General features: G+C 74.1%; 18 protein-coding genes and 1 pseudogene. 11 read left to right on the top strand and 8 right to left on the bottom strand.

The features are described 5' to 3' along the window. Nucleotides 1-40 precede the first annotated feature (40 nt). The 3 genes from AB0P35_RS01015 to AB0P35_RS01005 all read right to left on the bottom strand — a co-directional run bounded on the left by AB0P35_RS01015 (nt 41) and on the right by AB0P35_RS01005 (nt 3,655). Nucleotides 41-1,330 (bottom strand): bifunctional GNAT family N-acetyltransferase/ATP-binding protein, encoded by a 1,290-nt coding sequence (locus tag AB0P35_RS01015; RefSeq protein ID WP_363504627.1) that lies wholly within the window; start codon nt 1,328-1,330, stop codon nt 41-43. A gap of 178 nt (nt 1,331-1,508) precedes the next feature. Then, nucleotides 1,509-2,762, bottom strand: a complete 1,254-nt coding sequence (locus AB0P35_RS01010; RefSeq protein WP_363504624.1) for a cytochrome P450 — start codon at nt 2,760-2,762, stop codon at nt 1,509-1,511. A gap of 59 nt (nt 2,763-2,821) precedes the next feature. After that, nucleotides 2,822-3,655: an EI24 domain-containing protein gene (locus tag AB0P35_RS01005; protein WP_363504621.1), complete on the bottom strand. Its 834-nt coding sequence runs from the start codon at nt 3,653-3,655 to the stop codon at nt 2,822-2,824. Between the two features lie 192 nt (nt 3,656-3,847). Between AB0P35_RS01005 and AB0P35_RS01000 the strand changes: the two genes are divergently transcribed. Continuing rightward, the gene (locus AB0P35_RS01000) at nt 3,848-5,254 is read left to right on the top strand and encodes a cytosine permease (protein WP_363504618.1); all 1,407 of its coding nucleotides are present in this window, start codon (nt 3,848-3,850) and stop codon (nt 5,252-5,254) included. Between the two features lie 110 nt (nt 5,255-5,364). Here the strand turns inward: AB0P35_RS01000 and AB0P35_RS00995 are convergent. Next, a pseudogene (locus AB0P35_RS00995) lies at nt 5,365-6,564 on the bottom strand (PucR family transcriptional regulator ligand-binding domain-containing protein); the annotation flags it as partial. A 225-nt stretch (nt 6,565-6,789) separates the two neighbouring features. On the opposite strand from AB0P35_RS00995, the gene AB0P35_RS00990 reads away from it, so the two are divergent. Then, on the top strand, nt 6,790-7,215 hold the full coding sequence (locus AB0P35_RS00990) for a nucleoside deaminase (RefSeq protein WP_363504961.1): 426 nt from the start codon (nt 6,790-6,792) through the stop codon (nt 7,213-7,215). Nucleotides 7,216-7,235: 20 nt separating this feature from the next. After that, complete coding sequence (locus AB0P35_RS00985; protein WP_363504615.1) at nt 7,236-8,204, top strand: 2-oxoglutarate and iron-dependent oxygenase domain-containing protein; 969 nt, start codon at nt 7,236-7,238, stop codon at nt 8,202-8,204. A gap of 92 nt (nt 8,205-8,296) precedes the next feature. Here AB0P35_RS00985 and AB0P35_RS00980 read toward each other — a convergent pair whose 3' ends face one another. After that, the gene (locus AB0P35_RS00980) at nt 8,297-10,360 is read right to left on the bottom strand and encodes a hypothetical protein (RefSeq protein WP_363504612.1); all 2,064 of its coding nucleotides are present in this window, start codon (nt 10,358-10,360) and stop codon (nt 8,297-8,299) included. A 151-nt stretch (nt 10,361-10,511) separates the two neighbouring features. Beyond that, nucleotides 10,512-11,969: a lipase maturation factor family protein gene (locus AB0P35_RS00975; protein WP_363504958.1), complete on the bottom strand. Its 1,458-nt coding sequence runs from the start codon at nt 11,967-11,969 to the stop codon at nt 10,512-10,514. 228 nt (nt 11,970-12,197) lie between these two features. Here AB0P35_RS00975 and AB0P35_RS00970 point away from each other — a divergent pair, with 228 nt between their 5' ends. Continuing rightward, on the top strand, nt 12,198-13,205 hold the full coding sequence (locus AB0P35_RS00970) for an EamA family transporter (RefSeq protein WP_363504609.1): 1,008 nt from the start codon (nt 12,198-12,200) through the stop codon (nt 13,203-13,205). A 224-nt stretch (nt 13,206-13,429) separates the two neighbouring features. Beyond that, nucleotides 13,430-14,515, top strand: coding sequence for a substrate-binding domain-containing protein (locus AB0P35_RS00965; RefSeq protein ID WP_095872362.1), 1,086 nt, complete (start codon nt 13,430-13,432; stop codon nt 14,513-14,515). A 28-nt stretch (nt 14,516-14,543) separates the two neighbouring features. Here AB0P35_RS00965 and AB0P35_RS00960 read toward each other — a convergent pair whose 3' ends face one another. Beyond that, on the bottom strand, nt 14,544-15,437 hold the full coding sequence (locus AB0P35_RS00960; RefSeq protein WP_363504607.1) for a DMT family transporter: 894 nt from the start codon (nt 15,435-15,437) through the stop codon (nt 14,544-14,546). Between AB0P35_RS00960 and AB0P35_RS00955 the strand changes: the two genes are divergently transcribed. Then, entirely contained in the window at nt 15,436-16,866 is a 1,431-nt protein-coding gene (locus AB0P35_RS00955) for a PLP-dependent aminotransferase family protein (protein WP_363504605.1), read from the top strand. The two genes, AB0P35_RS00960 and AB0P35_RS00955, sit on opposite strands and share 2 nt — an antisense overlap. 74 nt (nt 16,867-16,940) lie before the next feature. Here the strand turns inward: AB0P35_RS00955 and AB0P35_RS00950 are convergent, their stop codons facing one another. Further along, nucleotides 16,941-18,014, bottom strand: a complete 1,074-nt coding sequence (locus AB0P35_RS00950; protein ID WP_363504602.1) for a GAF domain-containing protein — start codon at nt 18,012-18,014, stop codon at nt 16,941-16,943. A 319-nt stretch (nt 18,015-18,333) separates the two neighbouring features. Here AB0P35_RS00950 and AB0P35_RS00945 point away from each other — a divergent pair, with 319 nt between their 5' ends. From AB0P35_RS00945 to AB0P35_RS00925, 5 genes are all read left to right on the top strand, one after another. Continuing rightward, the gene (locus AB0P35_RS00945) at nt 18,334-19,560 is read left to right on the top strand and encodes an acyl-CoA dehydrogenase family protein (RefSeq protein WP_095872365.1); all 1,227 of its coding nucleotides are present in this window, start codon (nt 18,334-18,336) and stop codon (nt 19,558-19,560) included. Nucleotides 19,561-19,801: 241 nt separating this feature from the next. After that, the gene (locus AB0P35_RS00940) at nt 19,802-21,619 is read left to right on the top strand and encodes an ATP-binding protein (RefSeq protein ID WP_363504599.1); all 1,818 of its coding nucleotides are present in this window, start codon (nt 19,802-19,804) and stop codon (nt 21,617-21,619) included. After that, the gene (locus tag AB0P35_RS00935; RefSeq protein ID WP_095872367.1) at nt 21,619-22,053 is read left to right on the top strand and encodes a roadblock/LC7 domain-containing protein; all 435 of its coding nucleotides are present in this window, start codon (nt 21,619-21,621) and stop codon (nt 22,051-22,053) included. The genes AB0P35_RS00940 and AB0P35_RS00935 overlap by 1 nt, the downstream gene beginning before the upstream one ends. Beyond that, nucleotides 22,050-22,421: a DUF742 domain-containing protein gene (locus AB0P35_RS00930; protein ID WP_095872368.1), complete on the top strand. Its 372-nt coding sequence runs from the start codon at nt 22,050-22,052 to the stop codon at nt 22,419-22,421. Before AB0P35_RS00935 ends, AB0P35_RS00930 begins: the two co-directional genes overlap by 4 nt. Before the next feature lie 22 nt (nt 22,422-22,443). Beyond that, complete coding sequence (locus AB0P35_RS00925) at nt 22,444-23,022, top strand: ATP/GTP-binding protein (RefSeq protein ID WP_363504595.1); 579 nt, start codon at nt 22,444-22,446, stop codon at nt 23,020-23,022.

Below are 23,022 nucleotides of genomic sequence, written 5' to 3'. Positions count from 1 at the left end.
CGGTCGCCGCACGGATGCGGCCGCGCCGGCACCGCGCTGCTCAGACCCGGGCGTGCGAGCCGATGTCGGCCGTGAACTCCTTCGTCATCGCCGGGGTGACCGTGGGCCGGCACTGGGCGATGGCGGCCAGGTAGTCCTCCGTCCCCGCTCCGGCCGCGCCGGTCGGCTCCTCGTCCGGCGCGCCGAGATCGCGTTCGAACGCCGCCTGGGCCGCCGTCCCGGCGGCGTGTTCGATGTCGGCGGGTGTGAAGAGCTCACTCGCCGCGACGAGAGCGCCGAGGTCGACGCCGGAGCGGCCGGCCGCGTACCGGGACCAGATCGCGCTGCGGGCGGCGGCGTCGGGGGTGCCGATCGGGATGAGGTAGTCGAACCGGCCGTGGCGCAGGAAGGCCGGGTCGAGCGAGCGGATCGAGTTGGTGGCGCACACCAGCAGCCGCTCCTCACCCTCGCGGAAGCCCGGGATCAGCTTGAGCAGTTCGTTGGTGACACCGTGCATGCCGCCGGCCGCGCCCTCGCCGCGGACCGGTGCGATCTCCTCCACCTCGTCGATGAAGAGCAGCACTCGTTCGAGCTCGGCGATCCGGGCGAAGGCGGTGCGCAGCGCGGCGGCCAGGTTGCCCTCGTCGGCGAGCCGGGACGGCAGCAGCTCGACGAAAGGCCAGCCCAGCCGGGAGGCGACGGCCCGGGCGAAGGTGGTCTTGCCGGTGCCGGGCGGGCCGAACAGCGCGATCGCCCGCGGCGGCCGGACACCGTGCCGGGCGGCCCGCTCGGGCTCGGCGAGCGGCAGCACCACCCGGCGTTCGATCAGCGACTTCTCGGCCTCCATGCCGGCCACCTTCTGCCACAGGTCGCCGGGCAGGACGCGGCCGCCGAGCTCCTCCAGCAGGCCGGCCGACGGGCCGTGCTGGGGCTCGGTCTTCTCGAAGTAGGCGACGGCCGGCCGGCGGCTGTACCCGGCGTTGTGCAGGCCCTCGCCGAGCTGCTCCTCCTCCGGCAGGACGTAGGCGATCCGGCGGACCCGGCGGTCCACCAGGCGGCGCTCCAGCTCGCGGAGCAGGGCGCTGGCGAGTCCGCGGCCGCGCCAGCCGGGGGCGATGGCGATCCGCATCACCCAGGCGCGGTCCCCGGCGACATGGGCGAGGGCGGCGCCGATCGGGGTGCCGCGGTGGACGGCCACCACGGCGGGCTGGCGGGAGGTCAGTGCGGTGATGCACTCGGCGAGGGAGAACACCGACTCCTGGCCGAGTCCGGCGGTGGTGTCGATGAGATGGACGACCGCCGCCAGGTCGTCCTCGCGGTAGTCGTGGATCAGCCACTCGGTGGTGGACATCTGCACGTGCCTCGCCTCTCGTCCGTCCTGGTCGGGTGCCAGGACGGTAGGGGTCGGCGGTGTGCGGCGGCGTCTGCCGGAGCGGACAAGCGACCGGGTGCGAACCGTACGGACTGCGGGTGGCGCGGGCGGCGGGAACCGGCGGGGCCGGGGCCGGAACCGCGCGGGAACGGGCAGGTCAGAAGGTGAAGCGCAGCGAACGGACGCGGTGGTCGAAGCTGGACGGGATCAACGCGGACCCGCCCACCGAGCGCAGCTCGGGCATCCGGGTGAACAGCTCGCCGAAGAGCACCTTCATCTCCTGCCGGGCGAGGTAGGCGCCGAGGCAGAAGTGCGGGCCGCCCCCACCGAAGCCGAGGTGCGGATTGGGCGAGCGGGTGATGTCGAAGGCGTCCGGGTCGGCGAAGACCGTCTCGTCGCGGTTGGCGGAGACGAAGAACAGCACCACCTTCTCACCCTGCGCGAGGCGGGTGCCGTTGAGCTCGTGGTCGGCGGCGACGGTGCGGCGGAACTGGATGATCGGGGTGGAGTGCCGGACGATCTCCTCCACCGCTCCGCCGATCCGCGCGTCGAAGTCCTCCAGCAGCAGCGCGCGTTGGTCCGCGTGCCGGGTGAGCAGGTCCAGGCCGTGGGCGAGCGCGTTGCGGGTGGTCTCCACGCCGGCGACCAGCAGCAGCGAGAAGAAGGCGCCCAGCTCGCGGGAGTTGAGGTGGCGGCCGTCGACGTCGGCGGTGACCAGGGCGGAGATCAGGTCGTCGGTCGGGCGGCGGCGGCGCTCCCGGCCGAGCGCGGCGATCACCAGCTGCATCCGGGCCAGTGCCCGCAGGCCGCGCCCGGGCACCCGCAGCCGGCCGCGGGCCACCCCGGTGTGCTCGGAGGCGTGGTTGACCTGGGCGAGGATCTGCCGGCGCTGCCGCTCGGGGATGCCCATCATGTTGCAGATCACCTGGTAGGGCAGCTCCGCGGCGACGGCGGTGACGAAGTCCTCCGGGCGGCGGTCCAGCACCTCGTCGACGATCCGTGCGGCGACCCGCCGGATGTCCTCCTCGACCCGGGAGATCAGGCGCGGGGTGAACGCGCGGGAGACGATCCGCCGCAGGTCGGCGTGGTGCGGGTCGTCCAGGTTGACCATCGAGTCGCCGAACACCGTCCGCACCCAGCGGGCCGGCTCGGGGGTGGTCACCCCCGGGCCGCTGATGAACACCTCGGGCGTGCGGCTCGCGGCGACCACGTCGGCGTGCCGGACGAGCGCGAGGAAGCTCCGACCGGTGACCCGGTGGGTGAAGCGCACCGGCCCGTCCAGGCGCCGGAGTTCGGCGAAGGCCGCGGCCCGGTCGGCCTCCGGCAGCCGCCAGAAGCCGGGATCGGCGAGGTCGACGCCCGCGGGGGCGGGCGGGGTCGCGGTGGCCTGGGTGCCTGCCGGTGCGCTCATGACGGTCTTTATCTTCCACTCGGTGGCGGAAAGTCAAATCGCCGTCACTCGCTGTGGTTTCACTTGCCCAGGTCGATGGCGTGATCCGATCGGTGCCCCGCGCCGGGGGCGTCGCCCGCCGGGTCGCCGTCCTCGTCCTGCGGCTCCTCCTCCGACTCCACCGGGGCGAGTTCGCGGCCGAGCAGGGTGGCGCCGGCGACCGCGCCGGGCATCGCCAGCACCGTCACGAAGGGCACCAGGAAGAGCAGCACCAGCGGCACGCCGAAGCCGAGCGCGAGGCCGAGGCGGGAGCGCAGCAGCCGCAGCCGCTCCTTCTGCGGGATGCCGCGGCGCTGCAGCGCCACCGCGGAGAGCTCGGCGACCAGGAAGTATCCGGACACCGCGATGCCGATCGCCGGGACGGCCGTCTGGCCGACCACCGGCAGGAAACCGCAGAGGAAGAGCACCAGGCCGATCGCGGCGACCCGGACGAGGACGTACAGACTGTCCCGGGCGGAGATCCACAGCTCCCGCCAGAGCGGCACGTCGGAGCGGGCCGGGGCGCCGCCCTCGGACTCGTCGACCTTCTCGCAGAGCGACTCGTAGAACGGCTGGCCGACGAGCAGGGTCACCGCGGTGAAGGTGATCACCGACAGCAGCCCGCCGACCGCCACCGCGGCCACCGCGACGGCGCCGCGCAGCAGGCCCTGCCACGGGGAGCCCCAGCCGTCGGCGAACGGCGTCGCCCAGTCGGCGAGGTCGCCGGACCACAGGACGAGCGCGGTCATCGCACCGGCGTACCCGACCAGGGTGATCAGCGCCGGGATCATCCCGAAGCCCCACCACCGCCCGTGCCGGGCCACCCAGCGCTGGCCCTTCAGGAGGTACCCGATCCCCGCCGCAAAATCTCGCATGCGCCCAGCCTACGGGCCGGGGCCGACGGCATGATCACCCGCGCCGTCCCGGTCGCGACACAACGGGGTAACGGGGTCGCAATCCGGCCGCGTTCCGCGGGCCGTGGGCGTACGGAGTGTACGGGGGCGCGGGCTCCGGTGGTGACGGTCCGTCCGTTGCCCGGGACGGGCCGGCGGGCGGACATTGTGGGGATGACGACTGCCCCCGCCGCCTCCGCCGATCCGGCCGAGGACACCACCGCCTACGGTTCGCAGGTGCTCGCGGTCGAGCCGACCGGTGCCGAACCCGTCCCCGACTCCGCCCGGCACGGCCGCCCCTCCGGGCTGCTGTGGACCTGGCTCTCGCCGAACATGGAGTTCGCCACCGTGTACATCGGCGTCATCTCCGTGCTCTTCTTCGGCCTCGGCTTCTGGACGGCGACCGCCGCCCTGCTGCTCGGCACCGCCCTCGGCGCGGTCACCCACGGGGTGCTCAGCGCGTACGGCCCGCGGTTCGGCGTGCCGCAGATGGTCGCCGGGCGGGTGGCGTTCGGCAGGTGGGGCAACGCCCTGCCCGCGGTGCTGAACGCGGCCTGCGCCGGGCTCGGCTGGTTCGCCGTCAACAGCGTCTCGGGCGCGTTCGCCCTGGCGACGCTGACCGGCCTGCCGACCCTGGGCTGCCTGCTGTCGGTGGTGCTCGCGCAGGTGGCCGTGGCGTACCTGGGGCACAACTTCGTGCACGCCTTCGAGCGGTACGCGCTGCCGCTGCTGACGGCGGTCTTCCTCGCCGCCTCCGCGGTGACCCTCGCCAAGGCCCACCTGGGCGGGCCGGCCGGGACCTCCGGCAGCGCCGGCGGCTTCCTGCTCGCGTTCAGCGCCGCCTTCGGCTACGCGGCCGGCTGGAACCCGTTCGCCTCGGACTACACCCGCTACCTGCCGGCCGACACCCCGCGGTGGCGGGCGGCGCTCTTCCCCGCGCTCGGCGTCTTCGCCGGGATCGCCCTGCTCGCCGTGGTCGGCGCGGCCTCGGCCACCATCGCCACCGGCGAGAAGAACCCGACGGCGGCGTTCACCGGCCACCTGCCCGGCCTGCTGGGCGACCTGACGCTGCTGGCGATCGTCCTGGGCGCGGTGTCCGCGAACGCGATCAACGTCTACTCCGCCGGGATGTCCTTCGTCTCACTGGGGCTGCGCCGGCTGCCGCGCGGGCCGGTGGCCGCCGCGATCGGCGCGCTGGGCTTCCTGGTCGCCTGGACCGGGCTCGCCGACGCCGGGCACGCGTACGAGGCGTTCCTGCTGGTCATCGCGTACTGGGTGGCGCCGTGGCTGGCCGTCGTGCTCACCGACCAGTGGCTGCGGCACCGGGCCGGCACCGGCGACGCCGAGGCCGCCGCGCGGATGGCCGATCCGGCCCACGAGGTGTGGGCCGGACCGGCCGCGATGGTCGCGGGCACGGTGGTGTCGGTGCTGCTCTTCTCCAACCAGGAGCAGTTCAGCGGCTACCTGGTGCGGCTGGAGCCGGCGATCGGCGACCTGACCTGCGTGGCCGGATTCGTGCTGACCGCACTGCTGTACGCGGCGCTGCGCCGGGTGTCCGCGCCCCCGGCGGCCGCACGCTGACCGGCCGCACGCTGACCGGCCGCACGCTGACCGGCGGCCCGGCGGGCACCGGCCGGGCGGGCGGACGGGTCGGCCTGCAGCAGCCGGTGCGCGCAGGTGGCGAGCAGGAATTCGGCCTGGAGCTCGGGGTCGGCGACCTCGATGCCGAGCAGGCGCTCGATCCGCTCCAGCCGCTGGTAGAGGGACTGCCGGCCGATGTGCAGCAGGGCGGCGGTGCGGGTCGGCGAGCAGCCGTGGCGCAGGTGCACCTCCAGGGTGCGCACCAGGTCGCTGGCGTGCCGGGACTCCCACTCCAGCAGCGGGCCGAGCGCGTCCTCGGCCAGCCGGGCCCAGCGCTCGCGGCCGCCGGACCGGCTCAGCTCCCGTTCCAGGGTGAAGGCTCGGGCGGTCGCCACGTACGGGTGCTGCGGGCCGGGGCCGCGCGGCTCGGCGGGCGGCACGGTGACGGCGAGTTCGAGGGTGGCGGCGGCCTCGCGCAGGCTCTCCCCGTACCGGTCCCAGCCCGCCACGGCGGGGGCGGCCGGCCCGAGCGCGACCACCGCGCCCGGCGGGGCCGCCTCCTGCAGCACGGCCCGGACGGCGCGCACCGGGTCCGGCGCGGCCGGCACCGCCAGGACCGCGAACAGGCCGCCGCGCACCGCGGCCGCCAGGGCCGTGCCGTGCAGCCGACCGAGCAGCGGCGCGGTCATCCGGGTCGGCACGGTCTCGGGCAGACCGCGGGCGGCCAGACCCAGCAGCCGGTGGCCGTCCGGCACCCGGAACCCGGCGAGTCCGGCGCGGGCGGCGGCCTCGGCCCGGCCCACCTTCACCCCGTCCAGCAGGTCGCCGATCAGCGCCCGGCCGTGGTCGGCGGCGCCGGGCGGCGCCTGCGGGTGGTCCCGCAAGCTCCGGGCCGCCCGCTCGGCCAGCGAGAGCGAGACGATCGCGGTGTTCACCGCCTCGGCGACGCGGGCGAACGGCACCACCCGGCGCAGCGCCACCAGCGGCAGGCCCAGCCGCTCCGCCTCGGCCGTGACCGCGGCCGGCATCTGCGGCAGCGCCCGGCCGACCTCGGCGAAGAGCGCGGCCGCACCGCGTTCCGCCATGTCACGGACGCACGCGCGCTGCCGCTCCGGGGTGGCGCGGGCCAGCCCGTAGCCGTTGGTGAGCAGCAGTTCTCCGCCGGACAGGACGGCGCAGCCCTCGTAGACCTCGCCGGTGTGCACCCAGCGGACGGGCCGGTCCAGCCCGCCCCGGCCGGCCAGCAGCAGCGGGGCGGCCGCCCCGAGGACGTCGAAGGCGAGGATCTCGCGGACGGTGAGTGCGGGCACGGCGGCCTCCCGGCGGGTGGGACGGACGGGTGGGGTGTGCGGGTGGGGTGTACGGGCGCGGCTCACAGCGGGTGGGACTGGGAAGGGCGGGACGGGGCGGGGTGGGATGCCGCCGGGCGGGGAGTCCGACGCGGCAGGACGTCGGACCGGGCGCCAGGGAGGGTACGCACCCTTCGTTGCCACGGTGTTTCGGAATCGGAGGTGGAGCCGGTGGATGTGCAGCGGATGCTCGCGGTCGCGGTCGAGGAGGCCCGCGCGGGGCTGGCGGAGGGCGGCATCCCGATCGGGGCGGCGCTCTTCGACGAGCACGGCGAACTGCTCGGACGCGGCCGCAACCGCCGCGTCCAGGACGGCGATCCGTCCATGCACGCGGAGACGGCCGCCTTCCGCGCGGCCGGCCGGATGCGCGGCTACCGGCGGACCACGATGGTCACCACGCTGTCCCCCTGCTGGTACTGCTCGGGCCTGGTGCGGCAGTTCGGGATCGGCCGGGTGGTCGTCGGCGAGGCCCGGACCTTCAGCGGCGGCCACGACTGGCTGGCCGAGCACGGCGTGGACGTCACGGTGCTGGACGACCCCGAGTGCGTCCGGCTGATGACGGACTTCGTCGCGGCCCGGCCGGAGCTGTGGTTCGAGGACATCGGCGAGTGAACCGGGAAGGAACGGACGGCATGGCACAGGTACGCATCCCCACCGTCGACCTCGGCGCGTGGACGCACGGCACGGCGGAGGAACGCGCCCGGACCGCCCGCAGCGTCGACGAGGCGCTCGGCCGGGCCGGGTTCCTGCTGCTCACCGGGCACGGGGTGACCGAACGGGAGCGGGCCGAGGTACGCGCTGCGGCCCGCGGGTTCTTCGCCCTCCCCGAGGAGGCGAAGCGGGCGTACGCGGTGGCGGTCGGCGGCCGCGGCTGGCTCGGCCCCGACGCCGAGGCCAACGGCTACGCGGAGGGCACCGAGACCCCGCCCGACCTCAAGGAGTCCTGGACGGTCGGCGCCGAGCAGGCCACCGGGGACGCCGAACTGGACGCCTTCTGGTTCCGTCCGAACGTCTGGCCGAGCGCCGAGGCGCCGCGGCTGCAGGGCCTGGTGGAGGCGTACATGGCGCGGATGAGGACCGTCGCCGACGAGACGCTGCGGCTGCTCGCGGCGGCCCTCGGACAGCCCGAGGACTTCTTCACCCGGCACACCGGCGCCCCCACCTACACCTGCAACATCAACTGGTACCCGTCGGCCGGCACCGTCGGCGAACCGCTGCCCGGGCAGTACCGGATCGGCCCGCACACCGACTTCGGCACCGTGACCCTGCTCGACCGCCAGCAGGGCCGCGGCGGGCTCCAGGTCTGGACGGCCGAACAGGGCTGGGCCGACGCACCCTGGGACCCGGCCGCGCTCACCGTCAACATCGGCGACCTGATGGCCCGCTGGACGGGCGACCGCTGGCGGTCCGGACGCCACCGGGTCCTGCCGCCCTCCCCCGAGGCCCCGGAGGAGGAGCTGATGTCCCTGGTCTACTTCTACGAGTGCGACCCGCACACCGTGGTCAGCCCGCTGCCCGCCCCGACCGGACGGGTCGCGCACCCGCCGGTCGACTCCACGGAGTACCTGCGGGCCAAACTGGACGCGATCACGGTCGGCTGAACCACACCGCACCGCACCGCGTCCGGGAACGGCCGTGCCCGCCGCCCCCGTTCGTCGGGGGTGGCGGGCACGGGCCCGTCAGGGGCGGACCGTCAGGCGCGGACCTCGGAGACGGCGGCGCCCAGCGCCTCCTTGATGCGGGGGCCGAGGCGGGTGAAGCCCAGCTCCTTCATCGCGGCACGGAGCAGCTCGTCGTCGGAACGCTCGGTACCGTCGCCGTCCAGCCAGCCCACCAGCGCGACCAGCTCGGCCGGCGTGTAGGCGGTGACGGCCTTGCCCGGGGTGATCTCCGGCTTCTCCGGCCGCCCGGCCGCACCGGCCTCGACGACCGGCTCGACCACGGGCTCCTCGACGACGGGCTCGGCCTCGACGACCGGCTCGACCTCGACTGCGGCCTCCTCGGCGGCCGGCTCCTCCGCGGGGGCCTCGACCACGGCCTCCTCGACCACCGCCTCGGACTCGGCCTCGACGACCGGCTCCTCGACGACAGCCTCGGGCTCGACCACGGGCTCCTCGACCACCGGCTCGGACTCGACCTCGACGACCGGCTCCTCGACGACAGCCTCGGGCTCGACCACGGCCTCCTCGACCACCGGCTCGACCTCGACCTCGACGACCGGCTCCTCGACGACAGCCTCGGGCTCGACCACGGCCTCCTCGACCACCGGCTCGACCTCGACCTCGACGACCGGCTCCTCGACGACAGCCTCGGGCTCGACCACGGCCTCCTCGACCACCGGCTCGACCTCGACCACCGGCTCAACCTCGGCGACCGGCTCGACGACCTCCTCCGGCTCGACCTCGACCACCGGCTCAACCTCGGCGACCGGCTCGACGACCTCCTCCGGCTCGACCTCGGGCTCGGCGACGGCCTCGACCTCGGGCTCGACAGCCTCGGCGACCTCCTCCGCCACAACCTCGGGCTCGGGCTCGACAACGGCCTCAGCAACCGGCTCGGCCTCGATGGCCGACTCGATCTCGACGACGGCCTCGGCAACCGCCTCCTCTACGACAGCCTCGGGCTCGACCACGGGCTCCTCGACGGCCTCCTCGACGGCGGCCTCGGCCACCGGCTCGGTCTCGGTCTCGGTCTCCGTGACCGCTTCGGCCTCTGCCTCGGCCTCGTCGGTGGCAGCCTCGGCAGTCTCCTCCTCGGCGTCCTCGGCGTCCTCGGCGGCGCGCTCGCCGCCGTCCCGCGGACCGGCGGCGAGGGCCTGGCGGGCGGCCTCCTCCGCGTCCGTACCGTCCTCGGCGGCGCCGGCGGTGTGCCGGTCGTAGGCGGCGAGAGCGGCCTCGCGGTCGGCCTGACGCTCCGTCAGTTCGGCGAGCAGGTCCTCCAGACCCTGCTCGGCGAGGGCGGTGCGCAGGGCGGCGAGGGCCGGCAGCCGGAACAGGGTGCCCTCGTCCGCGGCCAGGCGGTCGACCAGGTCGGCGAGTTCGCCGAGCTGGAGGGCCTCCGGCTCCTGCTCGGGCAGCAGGCGGCCGAGGGCGCGGACGGCGGTGCCGAGCGACTCGATGGCCTGGGCGGTCTCGGCGAGCAGGGCGCCGTCGACCGGGACGGCCGGGGCGCTGTCGCCGGTGGCGAGGGCGGACCAGTCGGTGCGGGCACCTGCGGCCGCGGCGAGCGCGGCGTGCAGGTCGGCGCGGCCGAGCTTCTTGCCGGCCAGCGACTTGGCCTGCGAGCGCAGCGCCCAGCGGCGGCCGAGGGAGAGCTTGACGTTCTGCTCGGCGCGGAAGCGGCGGCTGCCGGTGGCGGCGGCGAGGGCGTCGAGGTCCGCCGAGAAGGCGTCGTCGCTCAGCGCCGCGGTGGCGGACTGCACGCGCTGCAGGACGTCGAGCAGGGTGCTGAGGCCGAGCAGGGTGTCCGGGACGTCGAGTCCGGCCTTGGCGGCGATGCCGCCGACGGCGCCGCCGACGGCGCGGATCTCGATGCTGCGGAGTTCGGCGAGGGTGGTGGAGGCGGCGCGCGCGTCCTCGCCCTCGGTGATGGTGTATGCGGCGGACAGCCAGGGGTTGGCGTCCGGGGTCAGGGTGAAGCCGCCCTGGTCGGCGTAGCGGCCGAGTTCCTCGCGGGTGTCCGGCCCGGCTTCGCCGTCCGGAGTGGCAGCCGGGGCCGGCACCGAGGCGTCGGCGTCGTTCAGGTAGCGCACTGTCATGTGGAAGTCCGGTTCGTGGCGGGTGACGGGAGGGGGTTTGCGGAGAGAAAGCGCCGAGATGCGGCTCGACGGGTACGGCGGAGGGCCAGAATACGGGTGCCCGTTCGACGTGTGCACGCACCGGGCGGGGTTGTTGCGGAGCTGTGCCGTGTCATGGCCCGGTCCGGGGTGCGAGGTGCCGGACATCGCTGAGCGTGACCGGCGGGAGGAAGTCGCGCAGGGGTTCGCGCCGCCACCATTCCCCGGTGGATCTGAGTCGGCGCCAACTGCTGTACCGGTAGCGGTAGAGGCGGGCCCGGACGAAGGTGGGCGGGGTGTCCGGGAAGGGGTTGTGCCGGAGCAGCCGGAGGGTGTCCCGGTCGTTGACGAGGAGCCTGGCGACCAGGGGGGCGAACCAGGGCCGGGCGTAGGAGGGGGAGATGGCGGCGAACCACATGAGCCAGTCCAGGCGGAGGTGGTAGGGGGCGATCTGTCGCGGCATCCGCCGGAGTTCACCCGGTTTGCCCCGGAATCCGTAGGCCTGCCAGTGGGTGTCGGGGCCTGGGAGTTCGGCGTCGGTGCCCTCCAGTACGATCTCGTGGCGGATCCGGGTGACCGACCCGAAGGCGCCGTAGCTGTTCACCAGATGGAGTCGGTCGTAGGAGCGGTTCATCGCCTGGTGGGGTGAGAGCAGGTTGCGGGCGGGCCGGTAGCTGAGGACGAGCACGCCGGCGGTGAGGGCGAGCACCAGCACCTCGTACCAGACGGGGGTGGCCGGGTAGTGGGGTGCGGCGGGCAGCGGGAGCAGCCGGCCGGCGGTGCCGGCGTCCACGACGGAGAGCGCCAGGGCGATGGTGAGCCAGTTCAGCCAAGCGAAGTTGCCGGAGAGCACCAGCCAGAGCTGGGTGACGGTCATCAGGACGGCGGCGGTGCTCGCGACCGGCTGGGGCAGGAAGAGTGCGAACGGGACGAGGAGTTGGACGGCGTGGTTGGCGCCGACCTCGATCCGGTGCAGCGGTTTCGGCAGGTGGTGGAAGAACCAGCTGAGCGGGCCGGGCATCGGCTGGGTCTCGTGGTGGTAGTAGAGGCAGGTCAGGTCGCGCCAGCAGGCGTCGCCGCGCCACTTGATCAGCCCGGCGCCGAACTCGACCCGGAAGAGCAGCCAGCGCAGCAGCCAGAGCACGGTGACCGGCGGGGCGGTGTCGTCGTTGCCGAGGAAGGCGGCGAGCACCCCGGCCTCCAGCAGCAGCGACTCCCAGCCGAAGGCGTACCAGGTCTGGCCGACGTTGACGATGGAGAGGTAGAGCAGCCAGAGCAGGGCCCACCAGAGCATCGCGGCCCAGAGCGGGACGAGGTCGCCGGCGCCGGCGAGCAGGGCGGCGGACAGGGCGGCGCCGGTCCAGGCGGTGGCGGCGAACGCGCGGTCGCTGTAGTGCAGGTGGAAGAGGCTGGGTGAGCGGCGCAGCGGGACGGCCGCGGTGAAGCGGGGGACGGGCAGCATGCCGTGCTCGCCGATCAGGGCGCGGAACTGGCGGGCGGCGGCGACGAATCCGACGGTGTAGAGCAGCGCGAGCAGCCGCTGGAACACCTGGCGGGCGAGCCAGTACTCGGGGGCCGCGAACCACTCCACCTCGTGCGCTCCTCGGTCGTCCGCGCTCGGACCGTCCATGCCTACCACTCCGCCGCCGGTCCGGCGCGCGCTGGCGTCCGTCCGGGCCGCGGACTTCATCCGGAAGGCGCACGCCGTGCGGGGCGACGGTGCGGGGGCGGCGCGACCGCAGGACGGAAAGGGGCTCCCACGGGCCGGTCGGACTGTGATGTCATACCGAGTGTTCAGCACCGAACCAGGGAGACACCCATGACATCGGCTTCGCCGCCGCCCGCCGCCGACCCGTCCTGTCCCGATCCGTCCCGGTCCGTCCCGCCGACCGGCCCGGTGGACGCGGTCACCGCAGCCGGCACCGGCACCGCCGCCGGCAGGCAGCGCGGCATCTCCGGCGCGGTCTGGGGCGCGCTCGGCATCGTCTACGTGGTGTGGGGTTCGACCTACCTGGCGATCCGGGTGGTGGTGGAGACCATGCCGCCGTTCCTCTCCGGGGCGATGCGCTTCGTCGCGGCCGGGCTGGTGCTGGTGGCGCTGATCGCCCTGCGGCAGGGCCCGGCCGCGCTGCTGGTGCGGCCGCGCGAGCTGGCCTCGGCGGCGCTGGTCGGCGTGCTGCTGCTGGTCGGCGGCAACGGCATGGTGGTGCTGGCCGAGCAGTCGGTGCCGTCCGGGATGGCGGCGCTGATGGTGGCGAGCGTGCCGCTGTGGGTGGTGGTGCTGCGTCGAGCGCTGGGGCACCGGACCCCGTTCGCGACGCTGGGCGGCGTGCTGGTCGGCCTGCTCGGGCTGGTGGTGCTGAGCGCGCCGGGGCTGACCGGCGAGGTGCGGCCGCTGGGCCTGGTCGCGCTGCTGACCGGCTCGCTGCTGTGGGCGTGCGGTTCGGTGCTGACCGGTCGGCTGCCGATGCCCGCCGATCCACTGACGGCCAGTGCGTACGAGATGCTCGCGGGCGGCGCCGGTGCGCTGGTGCTGGCGGCCGTCCGGCACGAGCCGCAGGAGTTCCACCCGGGCACGGTGTCGACGGCCTCCTGGGCGGGCCTGGCGTACCTGGTGGTGTTCGGTTCGCTGATCGCGTTCAGCGCGTACGCCTGGCTGCTGCAGCGCGCGCCGCTGCCGCTGGTGGCCACGTACGCCTACGTCAACCCGGTGGTGGCGGTGCTGCTCGGGTGGCTGGTCCTCGCGGAGGCGCTGACCTGGCCGATCGTGGTCGGAGGTGCGGTGGTGGTCGCCGCGGTGTGCCTGGTGGTCCGTACCGAGAGGTGATCGGACGGCCCCGGAGCATCCGCCGCCGGGGCGGCGTAAGTGAGTTGAGAAGTTGTCGGCTCGATCGGCGTCCGGAAGGCCTGGAGGGGATCATGTATTCAACAAGATAACAATGTGGTCGAGAAATCTTAATGAACGTTTTACTTGTTGACGGCCCGCGGCGTCGGCGGATTGACTTCCTCGTCGCCGCACCCCGCGGCGCTGTCAGGGAGGCACCACCCACCATGAACGCAATGACGCGTCGCATCCTCGCCGGCACGGCCGCTGTGTCGGCGGCGCTGTCACTCGCCGCGTGCGGCTCGAGCAGCGATGCGGGCTCCTCCTCCGGGACGAAGACCATCGGTCTGCTCCTCCCGGAGAAGTCGTCGTCGACCCGGTACGAGAGCTTCGACAAGCCGCTGATCGAGGCCTCGGTCGCCGCGCTGTGCACCAAGTGCGAGGTCGACTACGCCAACGCGGACGGCGACGAGACCGTACAGAAGCAGCAGTTCGACGCGCTGCTGGCCAAGGGCGTCAAGGTCATCCTCCTCGACCCGGTGAACTCGGGCGCCACGGCCTCCTGGGTGGATGCGGCCGCCAAGAAGGGCGTCAAGGTCATCGCGTACGACCGCCTCGCCGCGGGCAAGGTCTCCGCGTACATCTCCTTCGACAACGAGCGCACCGGCGAACTGCAGGGCCAGGCCCTGCTCGACGCGCTGGGCGGCAAGGCGTCGAGCGCCAATGTCGTGATGATCAACGGCGCCGAGTCGGACCCGAACGCCGCCCAGTTCAAGAAGGGTGCGCACAAGGTCCTCGACGAGAAGGTCAAGAAGATCGTCTACGAGCAGTCGGGCGAGTGGAAGCCCGAAGTCGCGGCGACCAAGGTCAACGAGGCGATCGGCCACTTCGGCAAGAGCGGCATCCAGGCCGTCTACTCGGCGAACGACGGCATGGCCACCTCGATCATCGGCGCGCTCAAGGGCGCCGGCATCAACGTGCCGGTCGGCGGCCAGGACGCCTCGCTCGACGCGATCCAGCGCATCCTGACCGGCGAGCAGACCTACACCATCTACAAGCCGTACAAGCCCGAGGCCGACGCCGCCGCCACCATGGCCGTCTACCTCGTGAAGGGCCTGGACATCACCTCGGTCGCCAGCGCCATGACCGAGAGCAACGGCCTGCAGATCCCGTCGATGCTGCTCAGCCCGATCGTTGTCACCAAGGAGAAGGTGGCCTCGACCGTCATTGCCGGCAACCTCTACAAGGCCGCCGAGGTCTGCACCCCGCAGGTCGCCGACGCCTGCAAGGAAGCCGGCATCGAGGTCAAGTGAGGCCATGCGGCCACCCCGCGGCCGGGCGTCAGCCCCGGGCCCGCTGGGTGGCCGCGATGCATCCCAGCACCGCCAGCGCCGCCAGCGGCGCCGCCGGGGAGAGCCGCTCCCCCAGCACCAGCACCGCCCAGCCCAGCGTGAGCAGCGGCTGGGCGAGCTGCAGCTGGCTGGCCTTCGGCACGCCGATCTCCGCCATCCCCCGGTACCAGACCACGAACCCGCCGAACTGCGAGACCGCCGCCGTGTAGGCGAGGCCGGCCAGCGCCCGCGGCGCCACGTGCACCGGCTCCGCGGCCAGCGCCAGACCGGCCGTCAGGGCCGAGATGGGGAGCGCCGCCACCACGGCCCAGGCGATCACCTGCCAGCCGGGCATCGCGCGGGCCAGCCGCCCGCCCTCCGCGTAGCCCGCCGCGCACACCACGAGCGCCGCGCCGAGCAGGACGTCCGCCCGGCCCAGCGCGCCCCGGCTCTGCTGCACCGTGAACGCGAGGACCACCGCCGCTCCGGCCAGCGCCGCCCACCAGAAGCCGCGGGACGGCCGCCCGCCCGATCGCAGCGCCGCCACCGCGGCGGTCGCCAGCGGCAGCAGGCCGATCACCACCGCCGAGTGCGCGGTGGACGAGGTCTGCAGGGCCAGGGTGGTGAGCAGCGGGAAGCCGAGGACGCAGCCGCCCGCCACCGCGAGCAGGCCCGGCCAGTGGGCGCGGCCGGGCAGCGGCACCCGGGCGAGGAGCAGCCCTGCGCCGGCCACCGCCGCGGCGAGGACGCCGCGCAGCCCGGCGGCCGTCCACGGCCCGAAGCCGGTGAGCGCCCAGGCGGTGGCCGGGAAGCTGAAGGAGAAGGCGAGGACGCCGAGGGCCGCGAGGGTGGTGCCGCCGAGTGCTACTGATCGAGGAGCGATAGCGCTATCGTGTGCTGTCATGCACGAGCGTAGCAGTGGGGCGGATCTCGCCGCGATTCTCCGGGACGATTTGGACCGCTACCCGGTCGGCGGACGGCTGCCGTCCAGCCGGGCGCTGATGGAGCGCCACCAGGTGAGCCCGGTGACGGTCGCCCGGGCGATCGCGCTGCTGGCGGCCGAGGGGCTGGTGGTCTCCCGGCCGGGCGCCGGGGTGTTCCGGGCGGCGGCGCCGCGGCCGGTGCCGGCCGCCGGGGACACCTCCTGGCAGGAGGTCGCGCTCAGCGCCGAGGCCGGGGTGCCGCCGACCCGGTCCGCGGACGCCTCGGGGGTGATCGCCGCGCTCGCCGTCCAGCCCGCCGAGGTGATCGACCTCAACGGCGGCTACCTGCACGCCACGCTCCAGCCCGAGCAGGCCCTGGCCGCGGCGCTCGCCCGCGCCGGCCGGCGACCGGGCGCCTGGGGCCGGCCGCCGCTGGAGGGACTGCCCGAGCTGCGCGCCTGGTTCGCCCGGGACATCGGCGGCACGGTGAGCGCCGCCGAGGTACTGGTGGCCGCGGGCGGGCAGAGCGCCCTCACCACCGCGCTGCGCTCGCTGGCCGCCCCCGGCGCCCCGGTGCTGGTGGAGTCGCCCACCTACCCCGGGCTGCTGGCGGTGGCACGCGCGGCGGGGCTGCGCCCGGTCCCGGTGCCGGTGGACGCCGACGGGGTACGGACCGGCCTGCTCGCCGACGCCTTCGCCGCCACCGGGGCGCGGCTGTTCGTCTGCCAGCCGCTCCACCAGAACCCGACCGGTGCGGTGCTCTCGGCCGAGCGGCGGCCCGAGGTGCTGCGGATCGCCCGGCAGGCCGGGGCGTTCGTGGTCGAGGACGACTTCGCCCGGCGGCTCGCGCACGCCGACGCTCCCCCGCCACCGCCGCCGCTCGCCGCGGACGACCCGGACGGGGTCGTGGTGCACGTCCGCTCACTGACCAAGCCCACCTCGCCCAACCTGCGGGTGGCGGCGCTCACCGCGCGCGGGCCCGCCCTTGAACGGCTGCGCGCCGTGCAGGCGGTGGACAGCTTCTTCGTGCCGCGGCCGCTGCAGGAGACGGCCCTGGAACTGGTCGGCGCACCCGCCTGGGGACACCATCTGCGCACGCTGGCCGGGCGGTTGCAGGAACGCCGGACGGCGCTCGCCGGGGCCTTGCAGCGGCTGCGACCGGAGCTGCTCCCGGCCCGGCTGCCCGTCGGCGGCCAGCACCTGTGGCTGCGGCTGCCGGACGGCACCGACCCGCAGGGGCTCGCCGCCGCCGCACTGCGGGCCGGCGTGGCCGTCACGCCGGGGCGGCCGTACTTCACCGCCGAGCCGCCGGCCCCGTACCTGCGGGTGGGCTACGGCGCCGCCGAGGGCGTCGACCGGCTGGCCGCCGGCGCGGAGCGGCTGGCGCGGGCGTTGGAGGGGCCGGTCTGATCCGTCCGTCCCGCCGTGCGCCCACGGCGGGAGGCCGGGCCGGGGCGCCGTGCGCGCCCCGGCCGGAGCGCGGGTCAGCCCGTCAGTCCGGGGCGGCCCGACGGGTACGGGGGCAGCATCTCGCCCGGGTTGCGGCCGGACTGCTGCAGCCGGTCCACCAGCAGGGCGGCGAGCGTGCCGAGCTCCTCCTCGGTGCGCGACTGGGCGGTGATGTCCATGCCGACCGTCAGGACACCGTTGACCATGCCGGTGCGCGCGTTGCGCAGCGGGGTGCAGGTGAAGGTGTACACCTGCTCCGCGCGGCGGGCACCGGGCAGGTAGGACTGCACCCGGATGTCCTTGAGGACGGTGGCGCGCCCGGTCCGGTAGGCCTCCCCGACCGCGAGCGGCAGACCTGCGGCGGCCAGCTGGGGGTAGGCGTTCGCCAGGTCCGCGTAGGGGCCGGGGGCGCCGAAGATGCCGGCGTGCTCGGCGTTGGCGTAGCGGATGGCGTTGTCGGTGCCGTCGGTGAGCATGATCGGGAACGGCGAGCCGTCGAAGGCGGCGAACATCTCCTGCTGCTGGGCGAGCAGGTTGTCGCGCAGCCGGATCTCGGAGAGCAGCGCCTCGGCGAGGTGCTGGATGTCCTTGAGCCGCTCGCGGCCCCACTGGCGGGGCTCGCGGTCCAGGACGCAGACGGTGCCGATGATGGTGTTGGTGTCGTCCACCAGCGGGGCGCCGAGGTAGGCGCGCACGCCCAGCTCGTCCACCACCGGGTTACCGGCGAAGCGGGGGTAGGCCAGGATGTCGTCCAGGGCCAGCGGCGAGCGCTGGGCCACCACGTGCGGGCAGAACCCGTGGCTGAGCGGCATCTCGCGGGCCGGGAGGTCGAACGCGATGCCGCGGTCGGCCCAGGAGTCGTCCTCGACCGGCTGGGCCTGCGCCGGATTTGGCGGAATGTAGAGCCCGCGGAACATCTGGCGGTCGTCGTTGATGAAGTTGACCATCGCGATCGGGGCGCGGGTGATGCTGGCCGCGAGGTGCGCGAAACGGTCGAAGGCCTCGTCCGGGCTGGGGTCGTTGAGCCCCAGGTCGCGGAGCCGGCGCGTCCGCTCGGACTCGCCGCCACCTCCCGGATAGCCGTTCTGAGCGCTCATCACATCAGTCATGGCGGACATGGTGTCAGAAGTGTTTGACCGGCGGGATCGGAGACGTCTCGTCAGACGGACATCGACGAAGGGGAAAGATCCATTCCCATCTGGAACACGGTCAAATCCTGTCGCAAAAACGTCGCGCACAGTTCACGCCAATCCATGATCACGCTATGGAGGTGTGAAGTGACGCATATGACAATGAGTCCTTGCCGAGGGCGGGTCACCGTCCAACCGCGCGCGGCCCTCAACGGCGCGGCGGCCGTCTCGACCGTCCCCTCCGGTTACGCGCTCAGGAGGCGGGACGGCGGCGCTCCCGACCGACGAGAGGACGCCCATGCTGGGCCAGGACTGCTTCACCGACGAGCGGCACGAGCAACTTCGTGCAGAGGTAAGGGAGTTCGCGGAGAAGGAGGTTCGTCCCCAGATCTCCAGGATGGAGACCGAACGGACGATCGAGCACGACCTCGCCAGGGAGATCGCCCGCAGAGGGTGGATCGGCGTCACCATCCCGCGGGTGTACGGCGGCCTCGGCCTCGGCCACGTGGCCAAGACCGTCATCATCGAGGAGCTGTCCCGGGTCAGCGGCGCGATGGGCGCCATCGCGCAGGCCTCCCAGCTCGGCGTCGCCAAGGTCATCCACTTCGGCTCCGAGCAGCAGCGCCGGCAGTGGCTCCCGCAGTTCGCGGACGGCCGCGCACTGCCGACCATCGCGGTGACCGAGCCGGAGTCCGGCGGCCATGTGCTCGGCATGGCCGGCACCGCCCGCAAGCGCGGCCGCGACTACGTGCTGAACGGCCGCAAGTGGTTCGTCGGCAACTCGCACATCGGCGACGTGCACGGCGTGGTGTTCCGCACCGGTAAGGGCTCCCGCGGCCTGTCCGCCTTCCTGGTGCCGAGCGACGCACCCGGCCTCCGGCTCGGCGACCCGGGCCGGCAGAGCGGCCTGCACGGCTTCAGCTTCGGCGAGTTGATATTCGAGAACTGCCGCATCCCGGCCACGAACCGGCTCGGCGAGGACGGCAGCGGCCTGGACGTCGCCTACTCGTCCAGCATCCTGTACGGCCGGCCCAACCTCGCCGCCGTGGCCCTCGGCATCCACCGGGCGATCGTCGAGGACACCGTGCGCTTCGCCGAGGACCGCTCGCTCTACGGCAAACCGCTGGCCGAACTCCCCAACATCGGCCTGAAGATCGGCGAGATGCAGTCCCGGCTGATGACCGCACGGCTGGCCGCCTACCACGCCGCCCACCTGCTCGACCTCGGCCGGCCGTGCGACGCCGAACTGATGAACTCCAAGCTGGTGAACACCGAGTACGCGCTGGACTCGGCACGCAACGCGATGGAGATCCACGCCGCGCGCGGCCTGCAGACGGACTTCCGGATCGAACGCTACCTTCGGGACGCCACCCACATCTACCCGCCGGCCGGCACCTCCGACGTCCAGCGGCTGCGCCTGTGCCAAGTGGCCGCGGGCAGCTACGGCGTGCAGTGGTCCGAGAAGCTCGCCGAGCTGGTCAAGGTGCACAGCACGGCGTGGACCCCCCAGGCGCTCGCGGTCTGACCGCCCGCCCGCGTCCGCCCGGTGCGCCCGGCGCCGGGCGGACGCCAAGCCTCACTCGACGTCAGATGATGTTGCTCACCCGCCCGTCGGGGCTGGTACCGTGCTGGCGTCGACGGCACAGCTGCGTGAATCCGCTTGATGACGGTCAGTCAACATACGGGTATCCTTGCGCGGCCCGCACCGTCGCCACCCGTCGACTCGCACGGGGTCACGCCGTTCTGCACCCGCACGAGGAACTCAGATGCCAGGCATACCGGCCGAGCGCCCCGGCCACCGCGCCGGCCGCGCCGGCTCGCTCCGTACGTCCCTCCTCCCCCTGGTGCTGGTGCCCTGCGCCGGCCTGGCCGTCGCCTGGGGCTACGCCGGCGTCCTGCTGCTGCACAGCGGGCACGGCCTCGCCTTCGCGCTCGGCACCGCCGCGGTGGCCGCCGTGCTGGCCTGGAGCCTCGTCCAGGGCCGCAGCACGGCCCGGGTGCTCACCGCCCGGGTGGACGCCCTGCGGGAGATCACCCGCACCCTCGCCGAGTCCGAACTTCCGGCCGTCGTCCGGCAGTTGGATGCCGGCGAGGTCGTCCCCGCACCGGTCGACGGCCGCCCCGTGCGGCGCTCGGAGGGCGACGAGATCCAGCAGGTCGCCGAGGCGGTCGACGCCGTCCGGCGGACCGCGGTGACGGCCATCGTCCAGCAGGCGCAGGGCCGCGAGGGCACCAAGAAGGTCTTCCTCAACATCGCCCGCCGCACCCAGGTGCTGATCCACCGCCAGATCACCATGCTGGACGAGCTGGAGCGCCGGCACGAGGAGCCCGAGCTGCTCAAGGAGCTGTTCGCGGTCGACCACCTGGCCACCCGGATGCGCCGCAACGCGGAGAACCTGGTGATCCTGGGCGGCGCGCTGCCCGCCCGCCGCTGGCGCAACGCCGTGCCGATGGTCAACGTGCTGCGCTCGGCGGTCTCCGAGACCGAGAACTACGCCCGGGTGGTCGTCCAGGGCGTGCCGCGCAGCGCACTGGCCGGCCAGGCCGTCGCCGACGTCATCCACCTGATCGCCGAGCTCATCGAGAACGGCACCACCTTCTCGCCGCCGTACACCCAGGTTCAGGTCTCGGCGCAGGAGGTCCCCAAGGGCCTCGCCGTCGAGGTCGAGGACCGCGGCCTCGGCATGACCGAGGACGAGTACGAGCGGCTCAACGCCTACCTGGCGGACCCGCCGGAGCTGGACGTCGCCGCGCTCGGCGACGACCTGCGGCTCGGCCTGTTCGTGGTCTCCCGGCTCGCCGCCCGGCACGAGATCCAGGTCGCGCTGCGGCCCTCGCCCTACGGCGGCACCCGGGCCATCGTGCTGCTGCCCACCGCGCTGCTGGAGGCCGCGCCGGCGCCCGCTGGCTTCCCCGGTCTGCCGTTCGGCGCCCGGGTGGCCGACCAGGCCCAGGCCCGGTCGGCGGGCGGCCTCACCGCCGGCGCGTCGATCCCCGGTCTGCCCGGCGCGGTCGTCTCCGCCGTCCCGTTCCGTGTGCCGACCGCACCCGCCGTGCCCGCCGCACCCCTGCCGGACGTCGACCCGGCGCTGTTCGCGGCACCGACACAGGCGCCCGCCGGGGAGCGGGCCGTCCACGAGGCCGCCCCGGAGGCACTGCAGCTGCCCACCCGGCAGCCGCCGGCACTGCCCGCCGCCCCGGCCTTCGGGCCGGCCGTTCCCGCCGTCCCCGCGCCCCCGGCCGTGCCGGACGTCCAGGAGCTGCAGGACCCGCAGGACCTGCCGGAGGCCGACGGCGAGCTGCGCACCCCGAAGGTGCTGCCGAAGCGGGTCCGCAACGCCAGCCTGGCCGACCAGCTCCGGGAGGCCGCGGCCGCCGAGCGCACCGGCGGGACGGGCGGCGCCGTACCGCGGCCGGCCCGGCCGGCCCCGGACGAGGACGCCTCGCCGCAGCGCTCGCGCGCCACCATGGCGGCCATCCAGCGCGGCACCCGGACGGCCCGCGACACCGCGCTGCCCCGGCCCGGCGCCGACGAGACCTCCACCGCACCCGACCATGCCCCCGCTCGCGAGGACCAGCTCTGATGACGACCCAGCACACCGAAACCCAGCGCGATCTCAACTGGCTGCTGGACGAGTTGGTCTCCCGGGTACCGGAGACCAGGCACGCCGTGGTGCTGTCCGAGGACGGCCTGCTCGTCGGCATGGACAAGAACCTGGACCGCGCGGACGGCGAGCACCTCTCCGCGGTCGCCTCCGGCCTGCAGAGCCTCGCCCGCGGCGCCGGCCAGCGCTTCGACGGCGGCCGGGTCCGGCAGACGGTGATCGAGATGGACCACCTGTTCCTCTTCGTCACCACCGCGGGCCAGGGCGCCCGGCTGGCCGTCCTCACCTCCGAGGCGGTCGACGCCGGACTGATGGCGTACGAGATCAACATGCTGGTCAAGCAGGTCGGCGCCTACCTCACCGCCGCGCCGCGCAGCGATGCCGGCCGCGACCGGACGGGTGACCTTGCGTGACCCCCGAGGAGGCGTGGTTCGACCGGGAGGCGGGGCATCTCGTCCGCCCCTATGCGATCACCGGCGGGCGGACCGAGTCGGGCCGCACCGAGTACTCGCTGATCACCCTGGTGGTCACCGCCGACCCTCGCGTCGACACCACGCGGCTGGCTCCCGAGCCGGCGGCCATCCTCGGCATGTGCCGGGAGCGGCCGCTGGCGGTCGCCGAGATCGCGGCCCGGCTCGACCTTCCGGTGAGCGTGGTCAAGGTGCTGCTCGGCGACCTCGCCGACACCTCACTGATCATCACGCGGGCACCGGTGCCGCTGGCCGAGGTGCCGGACCTGGCCCTCGTCCAGGCCGTCATCGACGGCGTGCGCAACCTCTGAGAACAGCTAGGAGCACAGCACGATGACCCAGAGCCTGGTCCCCGGGGCGGTCAAGATCCTGGTGGCCGGCGGTTTCGGCGTGGGCAAGACCACCATGGTCGGCTCGGTCAGCGAGATCGAACCGCTGTCGACCGAGGAGCGGATCACCCAGGCCAGCGTCGGTGTGGACAGCCTGGACGGCGTCCGCGACAAGTCGACCACCACGGTCGCGATGGACTTCGGGCGGATCACCCTCCGGGACGACCTGGTGCTCTACCTCTTCGGCACCCCGGGGCAGTTCCGCTTCTGGTTCATGTGGGACGACCTGGCGCTGGGCGCGCTCGGCGCGATCATCCTGGCGGACACCCGGCGGCTGGAGTCCAGCTTCGCCGCGGTCGACTACTTCGAGCAGCGCGGAGTGCCGTTCGCGGTCGGCGTGAACTGCTTCCACGGCCGCCGCGAGGCGAGCGCGGAGGACGTCCGGGCCGCGCTCGACCTCGACGAGTCGGTGCCGGTGGTGCTCTGCGACGTCCGCGACCGGGCCTCCAGCAAGGAGGTGCTGCTGGCGCTGCTGGACCGCGTCCGCAGCGGGGCCCTGGCGGCGGCCGGGCAGCCGGCCTGA

The organism is Kitasatospora sp. NPDC085879, assembly GCF_040686255.1.
GTDB lineage: Bacteria > Actinomycetota > Actinomycetes > Streptomycetales > Streptomycetaceae > Kitasatospora.
Note: the sequence above shows the minus strand (reverse complement) of the source record. Positions and strands in the feature narration are given on the sequence as shown.